At 42.0% G+C, this 15,850-nt stretch carries 18 protein-coding genes; 6 read left to right on the top strand and 12 right to left on the bottom strand.

Annotation, left to right across the window (positions count from 1 at the left end; genetic code table 11):
- Window positions 1-3: 3 nt before the first annotated feature.
- Window positions 4-399 carry an iron-containing alcohol dehydrogenase gene (locus tag AS005_RS08870; protein WP_255408092.1) on the bottom strand — a complete coding sequence of 132 codons (396 nt, stop codon included), beginning with the start codon at window positions 397-399 and terminating at the stop codon, window positions 4-6.
- An 89-nt stretch (window positions 400-488) separates the two neighbouring features.
- Entirely contained in the window at window positions 489-1,694 is a 1,206-nt protein-coding gene (ilvA, locus tag AS005_RS04910) for a threonine ammonia-lyase (RefSeq protein WP_101510596.1), read from the bottom strand.
- 233 nt (window positions 1,695-1,927) lie between these two features.
- Between ilvA and AS005_RS04905 the strand changes: the two genes are divergently transcribed.
- The gene (locus AS005_RS04905) at window positions 1,928-2,539 is read left to right on the top strand and encodes a LysE family transporter (RefSeq protein ID WP_101510595.1); all 612 of its coding nucleotides are present in this window, start codon (window positions 1,928-1,930) and stop codon (window positions 2,537-2,539) included.
- On the opposite strand, the gene aroQ is transcribed toward AS005_RS04905, so the two are convergent.
- From aroQ to aroF, 7 genes are read right to left on the bottom strand one after another with little or no spacing between them, the layout of a single operon-like run.
- Window positions 2,532-2,966 carry a type II 3-dehydroquinate dehydratase gene (aroQ, locus tag AS005_RS04900; RefSeq protein WP_101510594.1) on the bottom strand — a complete coding sequence of 145 codons (435 nt, stop codon included), beginning with the start codon at window positions 2,964-2,966 and terminating at the stop codon, window positions 2,532-2,534. The genes AS005_RS04905 and aroQ overlap by 8 nt on opposite strands.
- On the bottom strand, window positions 2,963-4,441 hold the full coding sequence (aroB, locus tag AS005_RS04895; RefSeq protein ID WP_101510593.1) for a bifunctional shikimate kinase AroK/3-dehydroquinate synthase AroB: 1,479 nt from the start codon (window positions 4,439-4,441) through the stop codon (window positions 2,963-2,965). Before aroB ends, aroQ begins: the two co-directional genes overlap by 4 nt.
- Entirely contained in the window at window positions 4,389-5,519 is a 1,131-nt protein-coding gene (gene aroC, locus AS005_RS04890; protein ID WP_101510592.1) for a chorismate synthase, read from the bottom strand. The genes aroB and aroC overlap by 53 nt, the downstream gene beginning before the upstream one ends.
- Window positions 5,516-6,277 (bottom strand): shikimate dehydrogenase, encoded by a 762-nt coding sequence (locus AS005_RS04885; RefSeq protein WP_101510591.1) that lies wholly within the window; start codon window positions 6,275-6,277, stop codon window positions 5,516-5,518. The genes aroC and AS005_RS04885 overlap by 4 nt, the downstream gene beginning before the upstream one ends.
- On the bottom strand, window positions 6,274-7,536 hold the full coding sequence (gene aroA, locus AS005_RS04880) for a 3-phosphoshikimate 1-carboxyvinyltransferase (protein ID WP_101510590.1): 1,263 nt from the start codon (window positions 7,534-7,536) through the stop codon (window positions 6,274-6,276). The genes AS005_RS04885 and aroA overlap by 4 nt, the downstream gene beginning before the upstream one ends.
- Complete coding sequence (locus AS005_RS04875) at window positions 7,533-8,294, bottom strand: prephenate dehydrogenase (protein ID WP_101510589.1); 762 nt, start codon at window positions 8,292-8,294, stop codon at window positions 7,533-7,535. Before AS005_RS04875 ends, aroA begins: the two co-directional genes overlap by 4 nt.
- On the bottom strand, window positions 8,291-9,307 hold the full coding sequence (gene aroF / locus AS005_RS04870) for a 3-deoxy-7-phosphoheptulonate synthase (RefSeq protein WP_101510588.1): 1,017 nt from the start codon (window positions 9,305-9,307) through the stop codon (window positions 8,291-8,293). The genes AS005_RS04875 and aroF overlap by 4 nt, the downstream gene beginning before the upstream one ends.
- 406 nt (window positions 9,308-9,713) lie before the next feature.
- On the opposite strand from aroF, the gene AS005_RS04865 reads away from it, so the two are divergent.
- The 5 genes from AS005_RS04865 to AS005_RS04845 all read left to right on the top strand — a co-directional run bounded on the left by AS005_RS04865 (window position 9,714) and on the right by AS005_RS04845 (window position 13,411).
- Window positions 9,714-9,956: a DUF5320 domain-containing protein gene (locus AS005_RS04865; protein ID WP_101510587.1), complete on the top strand. Its 243-nt coding sequence runs from the start codon at window positions 9,714-9,716 to the stop codon at window positions 9,954-9,956.
- A 65-nt stretch (window positions 9,957-10,021) separates the two neighbouring features.
- Complete coding sequence (locus AS005_RS04860; RefSeq protein WP_101510586.1) at window positions 10,022-10,873, top strand: ATP-binding protein; 852 nt, start codon at window positions 10,022-10,024, stop codon at window positions 10,871-10,873.
- Window positions 10,870-11,739, top strand: a complete 870-nt coding sequence (locus tag AS005_RS04855; protein WP_101510585.1) for an ATP-binding protein — start codon at window positions 10,870-10,872, stop codon at window positions 11,737-11,739. The genes AS005_RS04860 and AS005_RS04855 overlap by 4 nt, the downstream gene beginning before the upstream one ends.
- 16 nt (window positions 11,740-11,755) lie before the next feature.
- Window positions 11,756-12,475 carry a NifB/NifX family molybdenum-iron cluster-binding protein gene (locus tag AS005_RS04850; protein WP_101510584.1) on the top strand — a complete coding sequence of 240 codons (720 nt, stop codon included), beginning with the start codon at window positions 11,756-11,758 and terminating at the stop codon, window positions 12,473-12,475.
- On the top strand, window positions 12,476-13,411 hold the full coding sequence (locus tag AS005_RS04845; RefSeq protein ID WP_101510583.1) for a radical SAM protein: 936 nt from the start codon (window positions 12,476-12,478) through the stop codon (window positions 13,409-13,411).
- A gap of 15 nt (window positions 13,412-13,426) precedes the next feature.
- Here AS005_RS04845 and AS005_RS04840 read toward each other — a convergent pair whose 3' ends face one another.
- From AS005_RS04840 to AS005_RS04825, 3 genes are all read right to left on the bottom strand, one after another.
- Window positions 13,427-14,689: an MFS transporter gene (locus tag AS005_RS04840; RefSeq protein WP_101510582.1), complete on the bottom strand. Its 1,263-nt coding sequence runs from the start codon at window positions 14,687-14,689 to the stop codon at window positions 13,427-13,429.
- Window positions 14,690-14,941: 252 nt separating this feature from the next.
- The gene (locus tag AS005_RS04830) at window positions 14,942-15,454 is read right to left on the bottom strand and encodes a hypothetical protein (protein ID WP_101510580.1); all 513 of its coding nucleotides are present in this window, start codon (window positions 15,452-15,454) and stop codon (window positions 14,942-14,944) included.
- On the bottom strand, window positions 15,447-15,830 hold the full coding sequence (locus AS005_RS04825; RefSeq protein WP_101510579.1) for a DUF2089 domain-containing protein: 384 nt from the start codon (window positions 15,828-15,830) through the stop codon (window positions 15,447-15,449). The genes AS005_RS04830 and AS005_RS04825 overlap by 8 nt, the downstream gene beginning before the upstream one ends.
- Window positions 15,831-15,850: the final 20 nt, after the last annotated feature.

The following is a 15,850-nucleotide window of genomic DNA, read 5'->3' as shown; positions in this document are numbered from 1 at the left end:
TCCTCAGCACTCCTTTGAGAATATTCCAAGAGAATCGCCACACTTTATAGCTGTGTCTATAGGACTTCCCCCACCAATACCGATTACCGCTTGAGCGTTAATATCCAAAGCTTTCTTCGTTGCCTCATTTATTTGCGCAGTAGTTGGATTCGGTGTAACATTTTCATACACTATGTACTCGATACCCTTCCTCTTCAACTCGGGTTCCAGAACATCCCAAACACCAGTAACCTTGTATGCAACTTTATCTGTGATAATGGCTATTGATCTGATTCCCATTTTCTCCTTCAAAAAATCGAGAATATCTTTTATCTTTCCCAGAGCACCGACACCGAAGTAGCAAGTTGTTTTGAGCCTCATTTCAACTACATTTTTTATATCAACTTCTTTGGTCCACATCGTTTATCACCTCCCAGTGTCGATCGTAAACCATGTAACTTAATTGTGAATCTCATAACGATTACAATTGTGAAAATTTTCTCATACAGTCATCCGGGTATTCTCACTTCGTATCCCTTGGCGATAAGGACTCTTTCTATCTCTTCGACATGCTTTTCGTCGACTGTTTCAAGCTCGAGTTCTATTTTCGCATATCCGATTGGAACATCTTTGGAAGATCTGTTATGGGATACAGAAAGGACGTTTGCTCCCAGTTCTGCCACAACTCCGAGAAGCTCTTTGAGCGCACCTGGTCTATCCATCACGAAAGTTTCTATGAAGACCTTCCTACCACTTTTTACGAGTCCTTTGTTTATTATGCGATCTATCATGTTCACATCTATGTTCCCACCGCTTATAACAATCGCAACTTTCTTCCCCTTCACATCTAATCTGTTCAAGAGAGCCGCTACACCAACAGCCCCTGCTCCCTCAGCTACTACCTTTGCTTGTTCCAAAAGAAAAAGAATTGCATCTGCTATTTCTTCTTCGTTAACCAGAATCATTTCATCAACGTATTTTTTTATTATCTCGAACGTCAAATCTCCGGGCTTTTTCACAGCTATTCCATCGGCGAGAGTGGGTTTTCCTTCCACCTTTTCCACTTTTCCTCGTCTCAAAGAAGCAACCATAGAAGGCATGTTCTCAGTTTGGACCCCTATCACCTGAACGCCAGGCTTTGAGGATTTAATAGCAACAGAGATACCAGATATCAACCCTCCTCCGCCAACTGGTACGACAACGAGATCCACATCCGGCAAATCTTCTAGTATTTCAAGTCCTATTGTTCCTTGCCCTGCTATCACATAAGGATCGTTGAAGGGATGGATGAAAACCGCTCCAGTTTTTTCTTGAATTCTCAAAGCTGCCTCATATGCTTCGTCAAAGACATTACCTTCGAGGATCACTTGCGCTCCCAATTTCTTTGTTTTAGTGATCTTTGACAGAGGCGCGTATTTCGGCATGACGATGGTTGCAGAAATACCGAAAATTCTTGCAGCCAATGCAACTCCCTGGGCGTGATTCCCTGCGGAGGCAGCAACAACTCCTTTCTCTTTTTCCTCATCGCTCAAGTGAGCTATCTTGTTGTAAGCACCTCTTATTTTGAACGCACCTGTTTTTTGGAGATTTTCCATTTTCAAGTAAATCTCTCCGCCAGTAATTTCACTCAAAACAGAAGAATAAGTTAGAGCAGTTCGATGGACTACTTTCTTTAAAACATCTTGAGCTTCTTTTACATCCTCTATGGAGACCATATTACCACCTCCTTTCGAACCGATTGAATTGTACAATAAAAACTTCCCGTCAAAACAATGATGCTCTCTACTTGTCTATGAAAAAGTCAATTTTCATGTTTTTCCCCATCGGAGGAATAAAATTTGAAAATTTTAAAACAAGGAAGTATCTACATGAAAGTTCCTTAGAAACTTTGAGATGCGAATAAATTCTGATAGAATCCTAGAAAAACAAAGGCGGGTGAAGAGGGATTATGCTCTCCATATTCCTTGGAAGCTTCCTTGTGGGTCTCTCCGGTGCCATGGCACCAGGACCTTTAATGGTGGTGGCAATTTCAAAAAGTGCAAAAAATTGGAAGAATTCTTTGAAATTGATCTTAGGACACGTGATCCTAGAAGCGTTCTTGGTACTCCTTTTGATCGCGGGTGTCCAAGTACTAAAATCTTCTGCTTCGATGAAGATTGTCTCTGCAGCAGGTGGTTCATTCCTTATTTACATGGGGATTTCTCAATTCCGTGAGATGAGAGAACTCCCATCGTTCCTGAGGAGCAGAAAAAGAAAACTCTCTCTTCCGATACCTCTTCAAGGAGTTCTCATATCCATTTCTAACCCCTATTTCCTCTTTTGGTGGTTTACGGTAGGAAGCACTTTTCTCCTTCAAGCACAAGAATCTCTCTTTTTCGGAGTTCTTATGTTTTACTTGGGCCACATACTTTCGGACATATCCTGGTACACCCTTTTAGGAATTTCTGGACATCTTTTCGCAAAATCTTCATGGAAAGTGGTGTACAAGATTATGCTAATTTTGACGTCCTTGATGTTAATAGGTTTTGGAATATATTTTTTAATTGGTGTTTTCAAATGACCTCTTCCAATTTCCTTTTTATGTACTCCAAAGCCAAGATGTAACCGTGCAGGCCAAGACCAGTGATTTGGCCATCGCACGCTTCTACCGTGACACTTATTTTCCGGAATTCCTCTCTCTTATGTATATTGGAAATATGAACCTCTACCTTCGGTACTTTCACTATTTCAAGGGCGTCTCTTATAGCATAACTGTAATGAGTAAAAGCTCCAGGATTTATCACAAGTCCATCGAAATCTAGTCTATGTAATCGATCGATAATCTCCCCCTCGTGATTAGACTGGAAAACTTCCACTTCTATGCTGTTTTCCTCCCCCCACTTTTTTATTTCCTCTACCAAATAGTTGTGCGTAAAATTACCATAGACATTCTTATCTCTCTTTCCCAACATGTTCAGATTCGGTCCATTTACGACGAGAATCTTCAATCTATCACCTCCAAAAGGTCAAGAGGATCCACTTCCAAGAAATCCACCTTTCCTATTTCTTTTACATAGGGAAGTCGAACTTTAGAACCTTTCAATATTTTTTTGTCGTTCAAAATGAGTTCCTTCGCTCTTTCTTTATCGACAGAAGGTACAGGAATTGGTACAATCTGCTTGAGCTTTTCAACGATCCATTTCAAAATCTTTTTTGAGACAACCCCTCTCCTGTAAAGATACATAGTTTCCTTCTCCAATCCCCATGCCACCGCTATTCCATGAGGGATTTCTTCTAGCATTTCGTAAACATGTCCCAAAGTGTGACCTAGGTTTAGAACATGTCTGATCCCCATATCGTATGGATCTTCCATCACTATCTTTGCTTTTTCTTCAACAGAAATTCTCACCATTTCACTGATGATTTTGAGATTTCTCTTCTCTATTCCCTTTGGATCATCGAGAAGATCTACTCCCCTACCAGAAATGAGAATCATTTTGAACGCCTCGACTATACCTTCTTCAAATCTACCTTCGTCCATAGAAATCGTCACTGAGGGATCTATAATCACATAATCTGGCATTCTGAAAGTCCCTATAACGTTCTTCACGCCAGCGAAATCTATTGCGTTTTTTCCACCAACAGAAGCATCAACTTGGGCTAGCAAAGTTGTTGGATAAAAAGAAAGGCCAACACCTCTTTTGAAGGTACTCGCTATAAAACCCGTGAAGTCTGTGAGTGCTCCCCCACCAACACCCGCTATAGTTTCACCCCTGGGAAAATCCATTCGCACGAGCTCGTAATAAGCCCTAGACACATGTTCGAGGGTTTTCACCTCTTCACCATCAGGAAAGAGAAGTTTCCTTTCTGGAAGGTACCTTCCATAAATCTTTTCTACTCTCTCCGTGGTAAAGACTAATTCTTCGTTTTTCACTCTTTTAAAGCCACCAAGAACGACCTCAATACGGTGGGGTTTCTCGATCGATGTCACTTCTATTTCATCGAGAGTTTCAAGCACAACAAGAGCGGTTGTTTCCCATTCGTTCAATTTCGAAGTATCTATTCTCTTGAACTCTGCATAAAATGATTTTCGCTTCTCCCATATTTCGTATATCTTTTCCTTCCCTTCACTGAGAAGGGGTCTGTTTTCCACAGTAACTCGTTGAACCAGCTCTTCAGGAGGAGCGTAGAGAAAAAGTGTTTTCGTTCTTCTTAAAAGAGCTCTGTTTTCGGGGTCGGTCACCACGCCTCCACCTGTTGACACTACAACATTGTCTTTCTGAATGAGTTCTTTCAAAAGTTCCTTTTCTTTCAAACGAAAATAATCCTCGCCATCTTCTTCGAATATCCTTTTGATACTTTTCCCCTCTCTCTTTTCTATCTCCTCGTCCATATCCACGAACTGAAGATCGAGGATCTCAGCTACCTTCTTACCGATCGTACTTTTCCCAGAACCCATCATCCCAACGAGGAAGACTTTCATTTTCAAGCCTCCTTTTCAAATCCTGAATGTTTCCATCACCCAGGTGTTCGAGTAGAGCATCGGCCAACACAACCGCGAGCGCTGCCTCACTAACCACGGAAGCGGGTGGGACAGCCGTTACATCGGATCTAACATAAGGAGTTCTAGCAGGTTTGAGAGTTCTCAAATCAACAGAATTCAAAGATTTTCCCGTTGTGGGAATAGGTTTTACATAAACGTTCACCCAAATATCTTCTCCATTAGAAATTCCACCCTCTATTCCACCAAGATTGTTCGTTTTTCTTTTTATCCGATCGTTTACGATTTCAAACTCATCCAAATAATCGAATCCATACCACATTTCTTCACTTCCCACAATAACCCCTTTCACCGCAGGAATAGCAAAGAAAAGAGATCCTATTTTCGAGTCGAGTCTTTTGAACAAGTTCGAATAGCTTCCTATTCCCATTGGAACACCCCTGGCAATTACTTTTATCTTCCCTCCGAGGGTATTCCCCTTTTTCTTTGCTTTATCTATCTCTTCAATCATCTTCTTCGTTGCTTCCAGATCCGGACAGAACACAGGGGATTCGTCTCTTCTCTTTTTTATTTCTTCATAATTCGAAGGAGTCTCTTTGACTTCAATATTCCCTATCCTCGTAACAAAACCCATAATCTCTATTCCAAATTCTTTCAAAAGACTTTTCAACAACGATCCGACGGCAGTTAAAGCCACAGTCCATCTTGCACTGGCACGTTCCACATAAACATTCAAATCTGGCAGTTTGTACTTTACCCATGCAGAAAAATCCACATGACCTGGTCTTGGAACACTTCGAACATCTTTTACAGGATTCCCTGATTTGTTTGGGATGAGGATCGTGATAGGCGCTCCTGTTGTAAGACCTTTCCAGACTCCAGAAACTATCTCAAAGTTATCTTCTTCCATGTTCATTCTCTTTCCTCTACCATAACAGTTTCTCCTTCTGAATAAATCAGTTTTCATAATGTCTTCATCGATCTTCACTCCTGCAGGGATACCCTCTAAAACGGCAACCATGCACTTTCCATGCGAATCACCTGCTATTGTGAGTTTCATCCTAGAACCTCCTTGAACACCTCGTAAAAATTTCCTTCGACAAATATTCCCCATATCTTAAGATTCTCCATAGCCTGATAATAGAACATCAGATTCCCTTTTATGACATACCTTATACCGAGCTTTTTCGCTGTGGTTACAAGCGGAGTATCAAAATATATCACGTCGTAAACGAGATTAAGGTCTCTCAAAGAATCTTCAGAAATATTGAATCTTTCCCCTTTCATTCCCACAGAAGTGGCGTTAAAAAAACTACGAGCTTTTTTCACCATTTCTTCAAGTTGGTCAAAGGAAAAAACTTGAACGGGGAATTCTAAATTCCTTGCTTTTTCGAGAGTTCTGTTCGTTACCCAAATATCTTTCACTCCTTTTTGAAGAAGGGCATAGATCAACGCCCGTGCAGCTCCTCCTGCTCCCACGACCACTGCTGGTTCTTCTACCTCCACCGTCTCAAGTGACTTCAACACACCCAACCAATCGGTGTTATATCCCTTTCCTTTGTAAACACAGTTGACTGCTTTTATTGCTTTCGCCTCTTCAGAAGGTTCAATATACTTCATCATTCTTTCCTTGTGAGGGATCGTGACGTTGAAACCATCGTATTCCTCTAACACTTTCTCAATTTCGGAACCAAAAAGCTCAGGAGGTATCTCCTTCATATCGTAAGAATGGTTCATTCTAGCTTTCTTGAAATATTCGTTGTACAACTTGGGAGATATACTGTGTTTAACTGGGTAACCAATTATGCAGAATTTCACTCTATCACCTTCTCGAGAAGTTCGTAGAAATTGGGAAAAGACACTTCCACACACCCGTGGTTTTGCACTTCTATTCCTTCTTCACTCACAACTCCTGCTATAGAGAAAAGCATTGCTATTCTATGATCCCCTTTCGGATCCACCTTACCTCCTTTTATTCTCTGTTTGCCAGTAATTTTGAAACCATCATTGTACTCCTCGATTTTTACTCCTATTTTCCTGAAATTCCCTACAAGAACACTTATCCTGTCTGACTCTTTCTTTCTCAACTCCTCCGCGTTTCTGACGATTGTTTCACCCTCGGCAAAGGCACCAAGTAATGCGACAAGGGGAAGTTCATCTATCATGGACGGGATCAACTCTTTTGGAACGATGATGCCTTTCAAATTTGGAGATGTCTCTACTTCGATCCTTCCAATCGGTTCGAGATCTTCTCTCGTGATTTTCCATTCTACGTTTGCCCCCATGAGTTTCATAACCTCGAGGAGACCTATACGAGTAGGATTCAACCCCACGTCGTTCACAGTAATACGAGCGTTGGGATGTATTGCACCTAAAACAACGAAGAAAGAAGCCGAAGAAATATCTCCTGGTATCTCTATCTGAAATCCTCTGAAAGAAGAAGGGTTCAAAACCACGCGTGTTCCTTCTTCGTGGACAGGAACTCCTAAATTCTTCAACATTCTCTCTGTGTGATCCCTACTCTTCCGCGGCTCGATAACGATCGTTTTCCCGTCAGCCTTCAGTCCAGCCAGGAGAATAGCACTTTTCACTTGAGCACTCGCAACAGGTGTTTTGTAGCTTATTCCCGAAAGACGATTGCCTTTTATAGCCATAGGCAAATAGTTGTTCCGACGTGCCATGAATCTTGCTCCCATGATTTCAAGGGGTTCAATAACTCTCCCCATAGGTCTTTTGGATAGAGAATCGTCACCGTACAGTACAGTAAACATTTTGTAGGAAGCCAGAACACCGCTCATCAGTCTCGTTGTTGTACCAGAGTTTCCACAGAAAAGAGGTTCAATTGGCTCAACGAATGGTTTTGGAAAAACTTTCATTTTTTTCCAATCACCTGCGAACTCCGTTCCGAGTATTCGAAGAATATCATAAGTTCTTTCCGTATCAAGACATCTCAATAGATTATAAAGCGTACTTTCCGTCTCAGAAAGGGCAGCCAGAATGAGGGCTCTATGCGTTATAGACTTGTCGGGAGGAACACTCAAAACTCCCTTCACGCTCTTTGCAGGTTCAATCTTCATGATGTCACTTCCCTTATCGTTCTTTCCAAATACTCGAACTCTTCGTTTTTCACCAGGGTGTAAAGAGAACTCAGAAAGTTTCTTGCACCTTCCAAATATTTAAGAACGTTTCTTTTATTATATCTGATCATATCCAACGCCATTTCCATGTTCTGTTTTGAAAGCCTAGTATTCGATCGATAACCAGGACCAGCGAATCTCTCATGATTCTTTCCGATGTATTTCGCTGTCAAAGATATTAAGTACTGCACATGACTCACTGCAGCAACAATCTCATCGTGCATGTTGTGATCTATCCATACAGGTTTCGCCCCAAGATCTTTTACAACGGTTTCTACCTCTTCATCCTTAAGCCCATCCAAAGAGCAGAGAAAAAAAATCTTTCCCTCAAACATCTCAGGGTCCCAACCTTCTTTTCCCTTTCGTTCGTTTCCGGCCATTGGATGACCTCCTACAAAACGCAACCTTCTTTTCTTTGCTATCTCCATGAAAGGAGATTTCACACTCGCAACATCGAGAATTTTTCCCTCGAAGTCCGTCTCGTTTAAAAACCTTTCCTCTTCCCTCATCGGAAGTGCAAGAATAAGAAGATCTGTGTCGTAAAGATCTCTTTGATTGAAAACCACGTTCAATCCTCTTTCCAGTAACACTTTCCTCGTTTCTTCATCGTTGTCAAAGACCTTGAGCTGATGCTTTCCATTCAATTTAAAAACTATTGAACCACCTATACATCCAGCCCCCAAGATAGAGATTCTCAATTCACCTTCACCCCCAACGCTACTGCGAGTCTTTTCATCTCTTTGATCAATTCCTCAAACAATTTGAAATCGAGGCTTTGTTTTCCATCGGAGAGAGCCCTTTCCGGATTCGGATGAACTTCTACCATGATTCCATGGGCACCAACAGCGATAGCGGCTTTTGAAAGTGGTACGACGAGATCTCTTCTTCCACCAGAATGACTCGGATCGACCAAAATAGGAAGATGTGATTCTTTTTTGATTACGGGAACAGCGGAAATATCCAGGGTGTTTCTAGTAGCCTTTTCGAAAGTCCTTATTCCCCTCTCGCAGAGAATTATTTTCGCATTTCCAGAATTCGCAATATATTCAGCAGAGAGCAAAAATTCCTCAACGGTGTTCATAAAACCTCTTTTCAGAAGAACGGGCTTGTTGTAGTTACCAGCTTTCGAAAGGAGCCTGAAATTCTGCGCATTCCTTGCGCCAATTTGGATGATATCGGCGTATTCTGCAACCTTAGAAAGTTCTTCCTCGCCCAAGGCTTCCGTTACAACGAACATACCATATTCATCAGCTGCTTCTCTCAAATACTCCAAACCCTTTTCACCAAGGCCTTGGAACGAATAAGGTGATGTACGAGGTTTGTAAGCACCACCCCTGAGAATACTCACACCCATTTCCTTTAAGAAATGAGCTGTTTCCATGAGCATTTCTCTATCTTCCACAGCACAGGGTCCCGCCATGATGGTGAAGTATCCATCTCCTATTTTTACTTTTCCAAGATCTATCACCGTATCCTCTGGTTTGAACTCACGAGAAACAAGCTTGTAAGGTTTTAAAACTCGAACTACGTTCTCAACACAATCCAACGATTCGAATTTGTCTGCAACTACATACCTATCGTCTCCGATGATACCTATAACTGTTCTTTCCTGACCTTTCGAAATATGACATTTCAAATTGTAACTTTCCGCCAACTTCACCACCTTCTTTATATCTTCTTCCGTAGAACCAGGTTTCAAAACCACAATCATAGGTGTACCACCTCCCTAATTGGTAATAAAAAAAGGGCTCCGCTGCCCGGAGCCCTTTTGTTCTTTGATTTAGCTCCGGGCAGATACCGAAAAAGGCACCTGCCCGGAGCTGTTGCACTCACGGACAGGTGCCCTTGTTAAACCAAAAGTAATAATAATTGTGCTTGACAGGTTCAATCCACATCGTTTTGTCTACAAGCATAACTTTCCACCTCTATTTGATTATTATTCTAACAGAACACTTCACGAAAATCAAGAGATCTGAACGTTTTCGAATCTGATATTTTTCGATCGCGATTCCCTCAACGAGTTGCACACTCACCCTTGACTTATCACAGACAATATATGTATAATACATATATGGTAAGAAGGTAATATACAGCGAGAACAAAAGGAGGTGAAGAACATGCCTGGACTTGATGGAACAGGACCAGCAGGAATGGGTCCAATGACCGGTCGTGGCCTTGGATGGTGTCGTTATGGGGCCGGCTATGGTCCTTACGCTGTTTCACCTTGGTACAGAAGACCTTTCGGATTCTGGCCCGGATGGGGCAGAGGATTCGGATGGAGACGAGGATGGGGTTTTGGCATGCAGTTCAGAAGAGGTTGGGGATGGCGTGGAGGCCCTAGAGCCGGTTTTTGGTGGTAAGAGGCATGGCCCCTCTTTTGTAAGAGGGGCCATTTATCGAAGATAACATTACGGAGGTAATCGAAATGATAATCACAGTTTTGAGTGGTAAAGGTGGAACGGGAAAAACCACTGTTGCTACTAATCTTGCATGGGTTCTATCTTTTGAATGGAAAGTACAATTACTAGACGCAGATGTCGAAGAACCAAATGCTCATCTTTTTCTATCGCCACAAATAGATGAAACGAAATCTGTCGAGATATTAATTCCCAAAGTGAACCAGACCGTTTGTACCAAATGTGGGGAGTGTGCCAAAGCATGCCAGTTCGGCGCCATATCTGTGTTCAAAGCGGGTGTGATGGTTTTTGAATCGCTTTGTCACGGTTGCGGTGCCTGTTCTATGATATGTCCTGAAAGAGCCATCACAGAGATTCCCAAACCCATCGGTCAAATAAAGTTAGGGGAAGCTCTCAATGATATTCGTTTTGGTATGGGAGTTTTAAATATCGGAGAACCTTCTGGTGTGAAAATTATCAGAGAATTAAAGAAAAACATAGACACTTCAGCTGACGTTGTGATAATTGACGCACCCCCGGGTACGTCCTGTTCTGTGGTGGAATCCCTCCGTGGGGCAGATTTTGCTTTGCTTGTTACCGAACCTACACCGTTTGGTCTTCATGATGTCCGTATGGCAGCAGAATTGGTGGCAGAAATGGGAATTAAATCCGGGATAGTTGTGAACAGAGATTCTGAGGGCTTCAACGGTATAGACCTTTTTTCAAAAGAGAGTGGTATACCGATTCTTATGAGAATCCCTTATGATACCCGGATTGCAGAGCTTTACTCGCGAGGAATACTTCTCTCGGCTCAACTTCCAGAGTGGAAGACAAAATTCACCGAACTTTTCAAAGAGATCAAGGAGCTGGTGAACGTATGATACAAATAGCTGTCGTAAGTGGGAAAGGTGGAACAGGAAAGACCACACTCTCAGCTGCTTTGAACCTGCTCTTCGAAAATAACGTAATAGCAGACTGTGATGTAGACGCTCCGAACCTCCATCTTATCTTTCGGCCGATCATACAGCAAAAATACGAATACTTTGGAGGAAAAAAAGCGGTCATAGATTACACAAAATGCACTTCTTGTGGAGTTTGCGAAAAGTTTTGTAGATTCAACGCAATAAAACACGAAGAAGGTAAGGTAACGATTGATCCTTACGCTTGTGAAGGCTGTGGTGTCTGTGTACTCAAATGTCCATACAGTGCAGTAAATTTAGTGAGTAACAAAGCCGGGGAATATTATGTTTCCATGGCAGGTAATCGTCCCATGGTTCACGCAAAACTCCAGCCTGGTGAAGAGACCAGTGGAGGCCTTGTCGCGGAAGTGAGAAAAGCTGCCCTGAAGTTCAAGGAATCTGGACGGGATATCGTTGTCATTGATGGAGCCCCAGGTATCGGTTGTCCTGCTACTTCTTCTATCACCGGCGCGACTTACGTTGTAATAGTGACAGAACCCACCGCATCAGGATTTCACGATCTTCAACGCATTGTTGAAACTGTTCGGCTCTACAGAAGGAGATTTGGAGTGGTAATCAACAAGTCTACAATAAATCCCGAAAGAAAAGAAGAAATAGCTTCATACTGTAAAAATGAAAATATCACTATTTTGGGAGAGATTCCTTTTGACCCAATTGTAAACACTGCTACTGTGAACGGTGTATCCATTTTAGAATACCCTGAGAGTCCGGCAGTGTACAGTATTGTTGAGATATTCAAAAATCTGAAGAAAGAACTCGAAATCTGAAATGGGAGGGGTTGAAATGAAAATAGCTATACCTGTCATCAAAGATGAGGGTTTAAATTCAGTGATATCAGAACATTTCGGCCGAGCACCGTATTACGCATTCATAGAAGTAGAAGATGGAAAAATCGTCTCTGTGGAAGTGGAGCCAAATCCATTCATCGAACATGGCCCTGGTCAGATCCCTGGATACATGAAAGGGAAAGGTGTAGACGTTCTGATCGCACGAGGTATAGGCCACAGAGCCGTTGAATATCTGAATGAGTACGGAATTCGTGTTTTACGTGGTGCTCATGGAACTGTAAAGGAACTGGTAGAGTCCTACCTTCGAGGCGAGTTGAAGGACTCTGAGTACGAACCTACAGAACATTTTCACAGTCGGAAACCGAAAAGAGTGGCTATACCGGTTACTTCAGAAAGCCTCGATGCAGAAATAGATCAGAGATTCGCACGAGCATCTTATATTGCGATTTTCGATGAGGCAACGGGCGAATTCAATTTCCATGAAAATACTGTAGCTGAAGCTCATGGGGCAGGACCACGGATGGCACAGTTCCTGGCGGACAAAGGAGTTGATGTCTTGATCACCGCAAATGTAGGCGCCAATGCCTACGAAGCGTTGAAAATGGCAGGTATAGAGATATACTTGTTCCAAGGCAAAACTCTCAAAGGAGCGATCGAGGCGTACAAACAAGGAACGCTGACGAAAATGAGTGGCCCAACTCACTCTGTAGAATGAATGGTGATGTGTATGGATTACAAGTATGTTTATGGACCTGTGTTTTCAAGACGCCTAGGGAAATCCCTAGGGGTTAGTCCTATTCCCGCGAAAACGTGTAATTATTCCTGTGTATATTGTCAGCTCGGTAGGACCACAAGAATGACCAACACAAGGCAAGAGTTCTATCCGGTGAAGGATATCATAGAAGAGATAGCGAATATTCCACCGAGCGATGCGGATGTTGTTACCATAGTCGGAGAAGGAGAACCGACACTTTATTCAAAACTCGACGAACTCATATTGGGAATTCGAAAGTATGTGAGTTTACCAATAGCTGTCATCACCAACGGTTCGCTGCTTTACAAACCAGAAGTAAGAAAAGCACTGTCGTACGCCGACATCGTTCTTCCATCTCTGGATGCATGGGATGAGAAAAGCTTTCGTCGAATTAATCGACCACATCCGTCGCTCAAATTCGAGGAAATCATCGAAGGTTTGAAAACGTTCATCAAAGAATACACGGGACAAGTATGGTTGGAAATAATGTTAATGAAAAACATCAACGACAGTGACTCAGTTCTTTCCAGAATAAAACATATCGTCGAAGAGATCTCTCCAGATAGGGTTTATCTCAATGTTCCTATAAGGCCTCCAGCAGAAGCATGGGTAGAGCCACCTGATACTCAGACTTTGAAAAAAGCAGCTAAAATTTTGAATGCGATCGCACTGGACTTCTTTACTGAAAGTGACTACGAAATTTTCTCGCAAAATCCCATTGAAGGTATCATTTCTATAATCAAACGTCATCCTATGACTGAAGCAGAGGTGACTAGTCTGCTCTCTAGATTTTCCAACGACCCGAGGATGTCCGTTGAAAACCTTCGAAAACATCCTCGGGTAATTTTGAAAGAGTGGAGATCTATAACATTCTATTACTATAAGGTGGAGCAATGAGGCCGCTTTTAAGCCTCATTCTGAAAAGTTGTCGGAGAAAAAGTTCTTCCCTCTAATTGTAATCAACAGAGCTGAAGCCAAAACCAACGATGAAATTCCAATTGTGTAATAGAGCAAATGTGTTGGTAAACTGTCCACGAGATAACCGTACAATGCGGATCCGAGTGGTACCATACCACTGCTGACCAGTACTAAAAAAGAGAAAGCACGAGCTCTTATGTGTGAAGGTGTCATTCTTTGAAAAGCAGTATCGAGAGGAACATTTATAATCGGATTCAAAAATCCCATAATCAGAAGCATCACGAAGAATGAGATGAAAAGAGTAGCCTTCTCAAGTGCTGCTACAACATTAGGCGCAACCAATATACCCATAAGTATGATGGGAACCTCGAAGAGAAAGACGGAAACTTTCATTGCTTTCCATATATTCCTTTTCGACAAATAGGAAGCTATTAAAAAGTTCCCCAACAGTGCTCCCAAAGTGAAAGAAGTCTCCAGAAAACCAAACTCTTGGGCTGAAAATTTCATCACTTCCCTCATCGTGTAAGGATAAACTACCATGAAAAGGGGGGATACGAGAAAGTTGAGAAACAAGGCGAAGATCAATATAGTACGAATAAGGGAGTGATTCCACACGAAAAGGAATCCCTCTTTGAGATCTGCGAAGATTTGAGAAACGTGCGCAGATTTTTTTTCTATTTTTTGTTTATAAACTATGAACAGCTCACTGATGGCCGAGAGGATAAAAGATATCCCGTTCACGAGAAATACTACCGTTATACCGTAGAAACCGTACAGAACACCCCCTAGAGCGGGTCCGAGAATCTGGGGAAAGATTCTGACCATACCCATGATAGAGTTTGCTTTCATTAAGAACTCCTGTGGAACTATGTCAGGAAACATGGCGCCGGTTGGTATTTCAAAAAGATTGTCCATGACTGCCATTGCAGCCTGTACGAAAAGGAGGATTGGTAAGCTAACCAGATTCCTGGAAGCAAGAAATGCCAAAAAACAAATGAGAAATCCTCGCAAGAAGTCCATTGAAACCATGAGAAATTTTCTATCTCCTCTGTCCCCAATGATTCCAGCGATGGGCATAAGGAATATTCTAGGAAGCATGTAGGCTATTGACATAGTGGCAACGGCGGCACCAGAATGCGTTAAATCTAACACAAAAAGAGGAATTGCCACCGCTTGAATCGAACTGCCAAGTATAGAGACAAACCGCCCAACGGCAAGAAGAATAAAATTTCTTTTCCAAGAAACCTTGTTTTTCACACAATCCCTCCTTATCGATCTTTCTGTTTTGGTGGAAATATATTGGAATTGATGTTGATAGATGCACTTCTATCGAAAACTATGAAAATTTCTTTTGAAACCTCTGACATTCCATTAGATAGGTTTAGATCTTCTACTGATGACGCATAAAATTCTTGCTCTGGAGATGGAAACAATATTACATACAATCCTATCAACGAAAATAACAATCCCACGAAAGCTACCGATACCATCAGATAAATCTTCATAAAATCACTCCTCTCCGTGAATTTCCTCTTTTTTTCGCTTTTTGGAAGAAACAGAGATATTGTCTATAAAAGGTGCTATCATCTTCAAAATCCCTCCGATGAAAAAGTTGGAGATTTTGGCAATTTCACCTTCAACAACCGGTTTTTCGCCCAACTCTTTCGCTCCGATCAACGCAAGATCACCTTTCACTCTACCACCGTCGAACACCACTTTTCCGCTGATCACCGCAAGATCTCCATCCACTTCTCCTGAAAAAATTGTATTGCAGTTTATGAGAGCAAGATCTCCTCTGACCTTTCCCTTTATGATCACCTTTTTCTTGCTGAGAACAAGATCCCCATCCACTACTTCATCTCTCTCGAGTATGAAATCTTTCTCTGATGAGACTTCTGAATTTTTGGAAAAATCGATTTTTTCTTCCTTTTCCAGGAGAGCGTTCACCAACATCTCTCCCTCCTCAGGACTGATTTCACCTCTTGCTACCGCTTCCAGGATCTTTCTGATTTCCTCAGACATCACTTTCCCCTCCCTTTTTCCTTTTCTTAAGGAGTTCCAAAGCTTCTTCAACACTGATCTTTCCCTCCTTCACTTGTTTAAAAAGATCTTCCTCTGAAACCTCTTCTTTCACTTCTCCAAGCGGTTGAAGTTTCATCTTCTCCAGAATTCTTTCCAATCTCCCTCTCAGAGCGAAATATCCTTGTCCCGTGTAACGCTCTATCTCTTTTAAATTCCCTCGCGCCCTAAAAAATAGAATGACGAATTCGAGATCATCTTCATCCAGAAAATCAAAGGGACTTGCTCTAAAACGTCCTTTCACGGTGACGTTATCTCTATCACAATGAAGCCCTGTCACAATCATCTCTTTTCCACACACCGGACATTTCGGTAGCATATTTTGTCACCTCCTACAAA

It is taken from the genome of Thermotoga sp. KOL6 (assembly GCF_002866025.1).
Taxonomy (GTDB): Bacteria; Thermotogota; Thermotogae; order Thermotogales; family Thermotogaceae; genus Thermotoga.
Note: the sequence above shows the minus strand (reverse complement) of the source record. Positions and strands in the feature narration are given on the sequence as shown.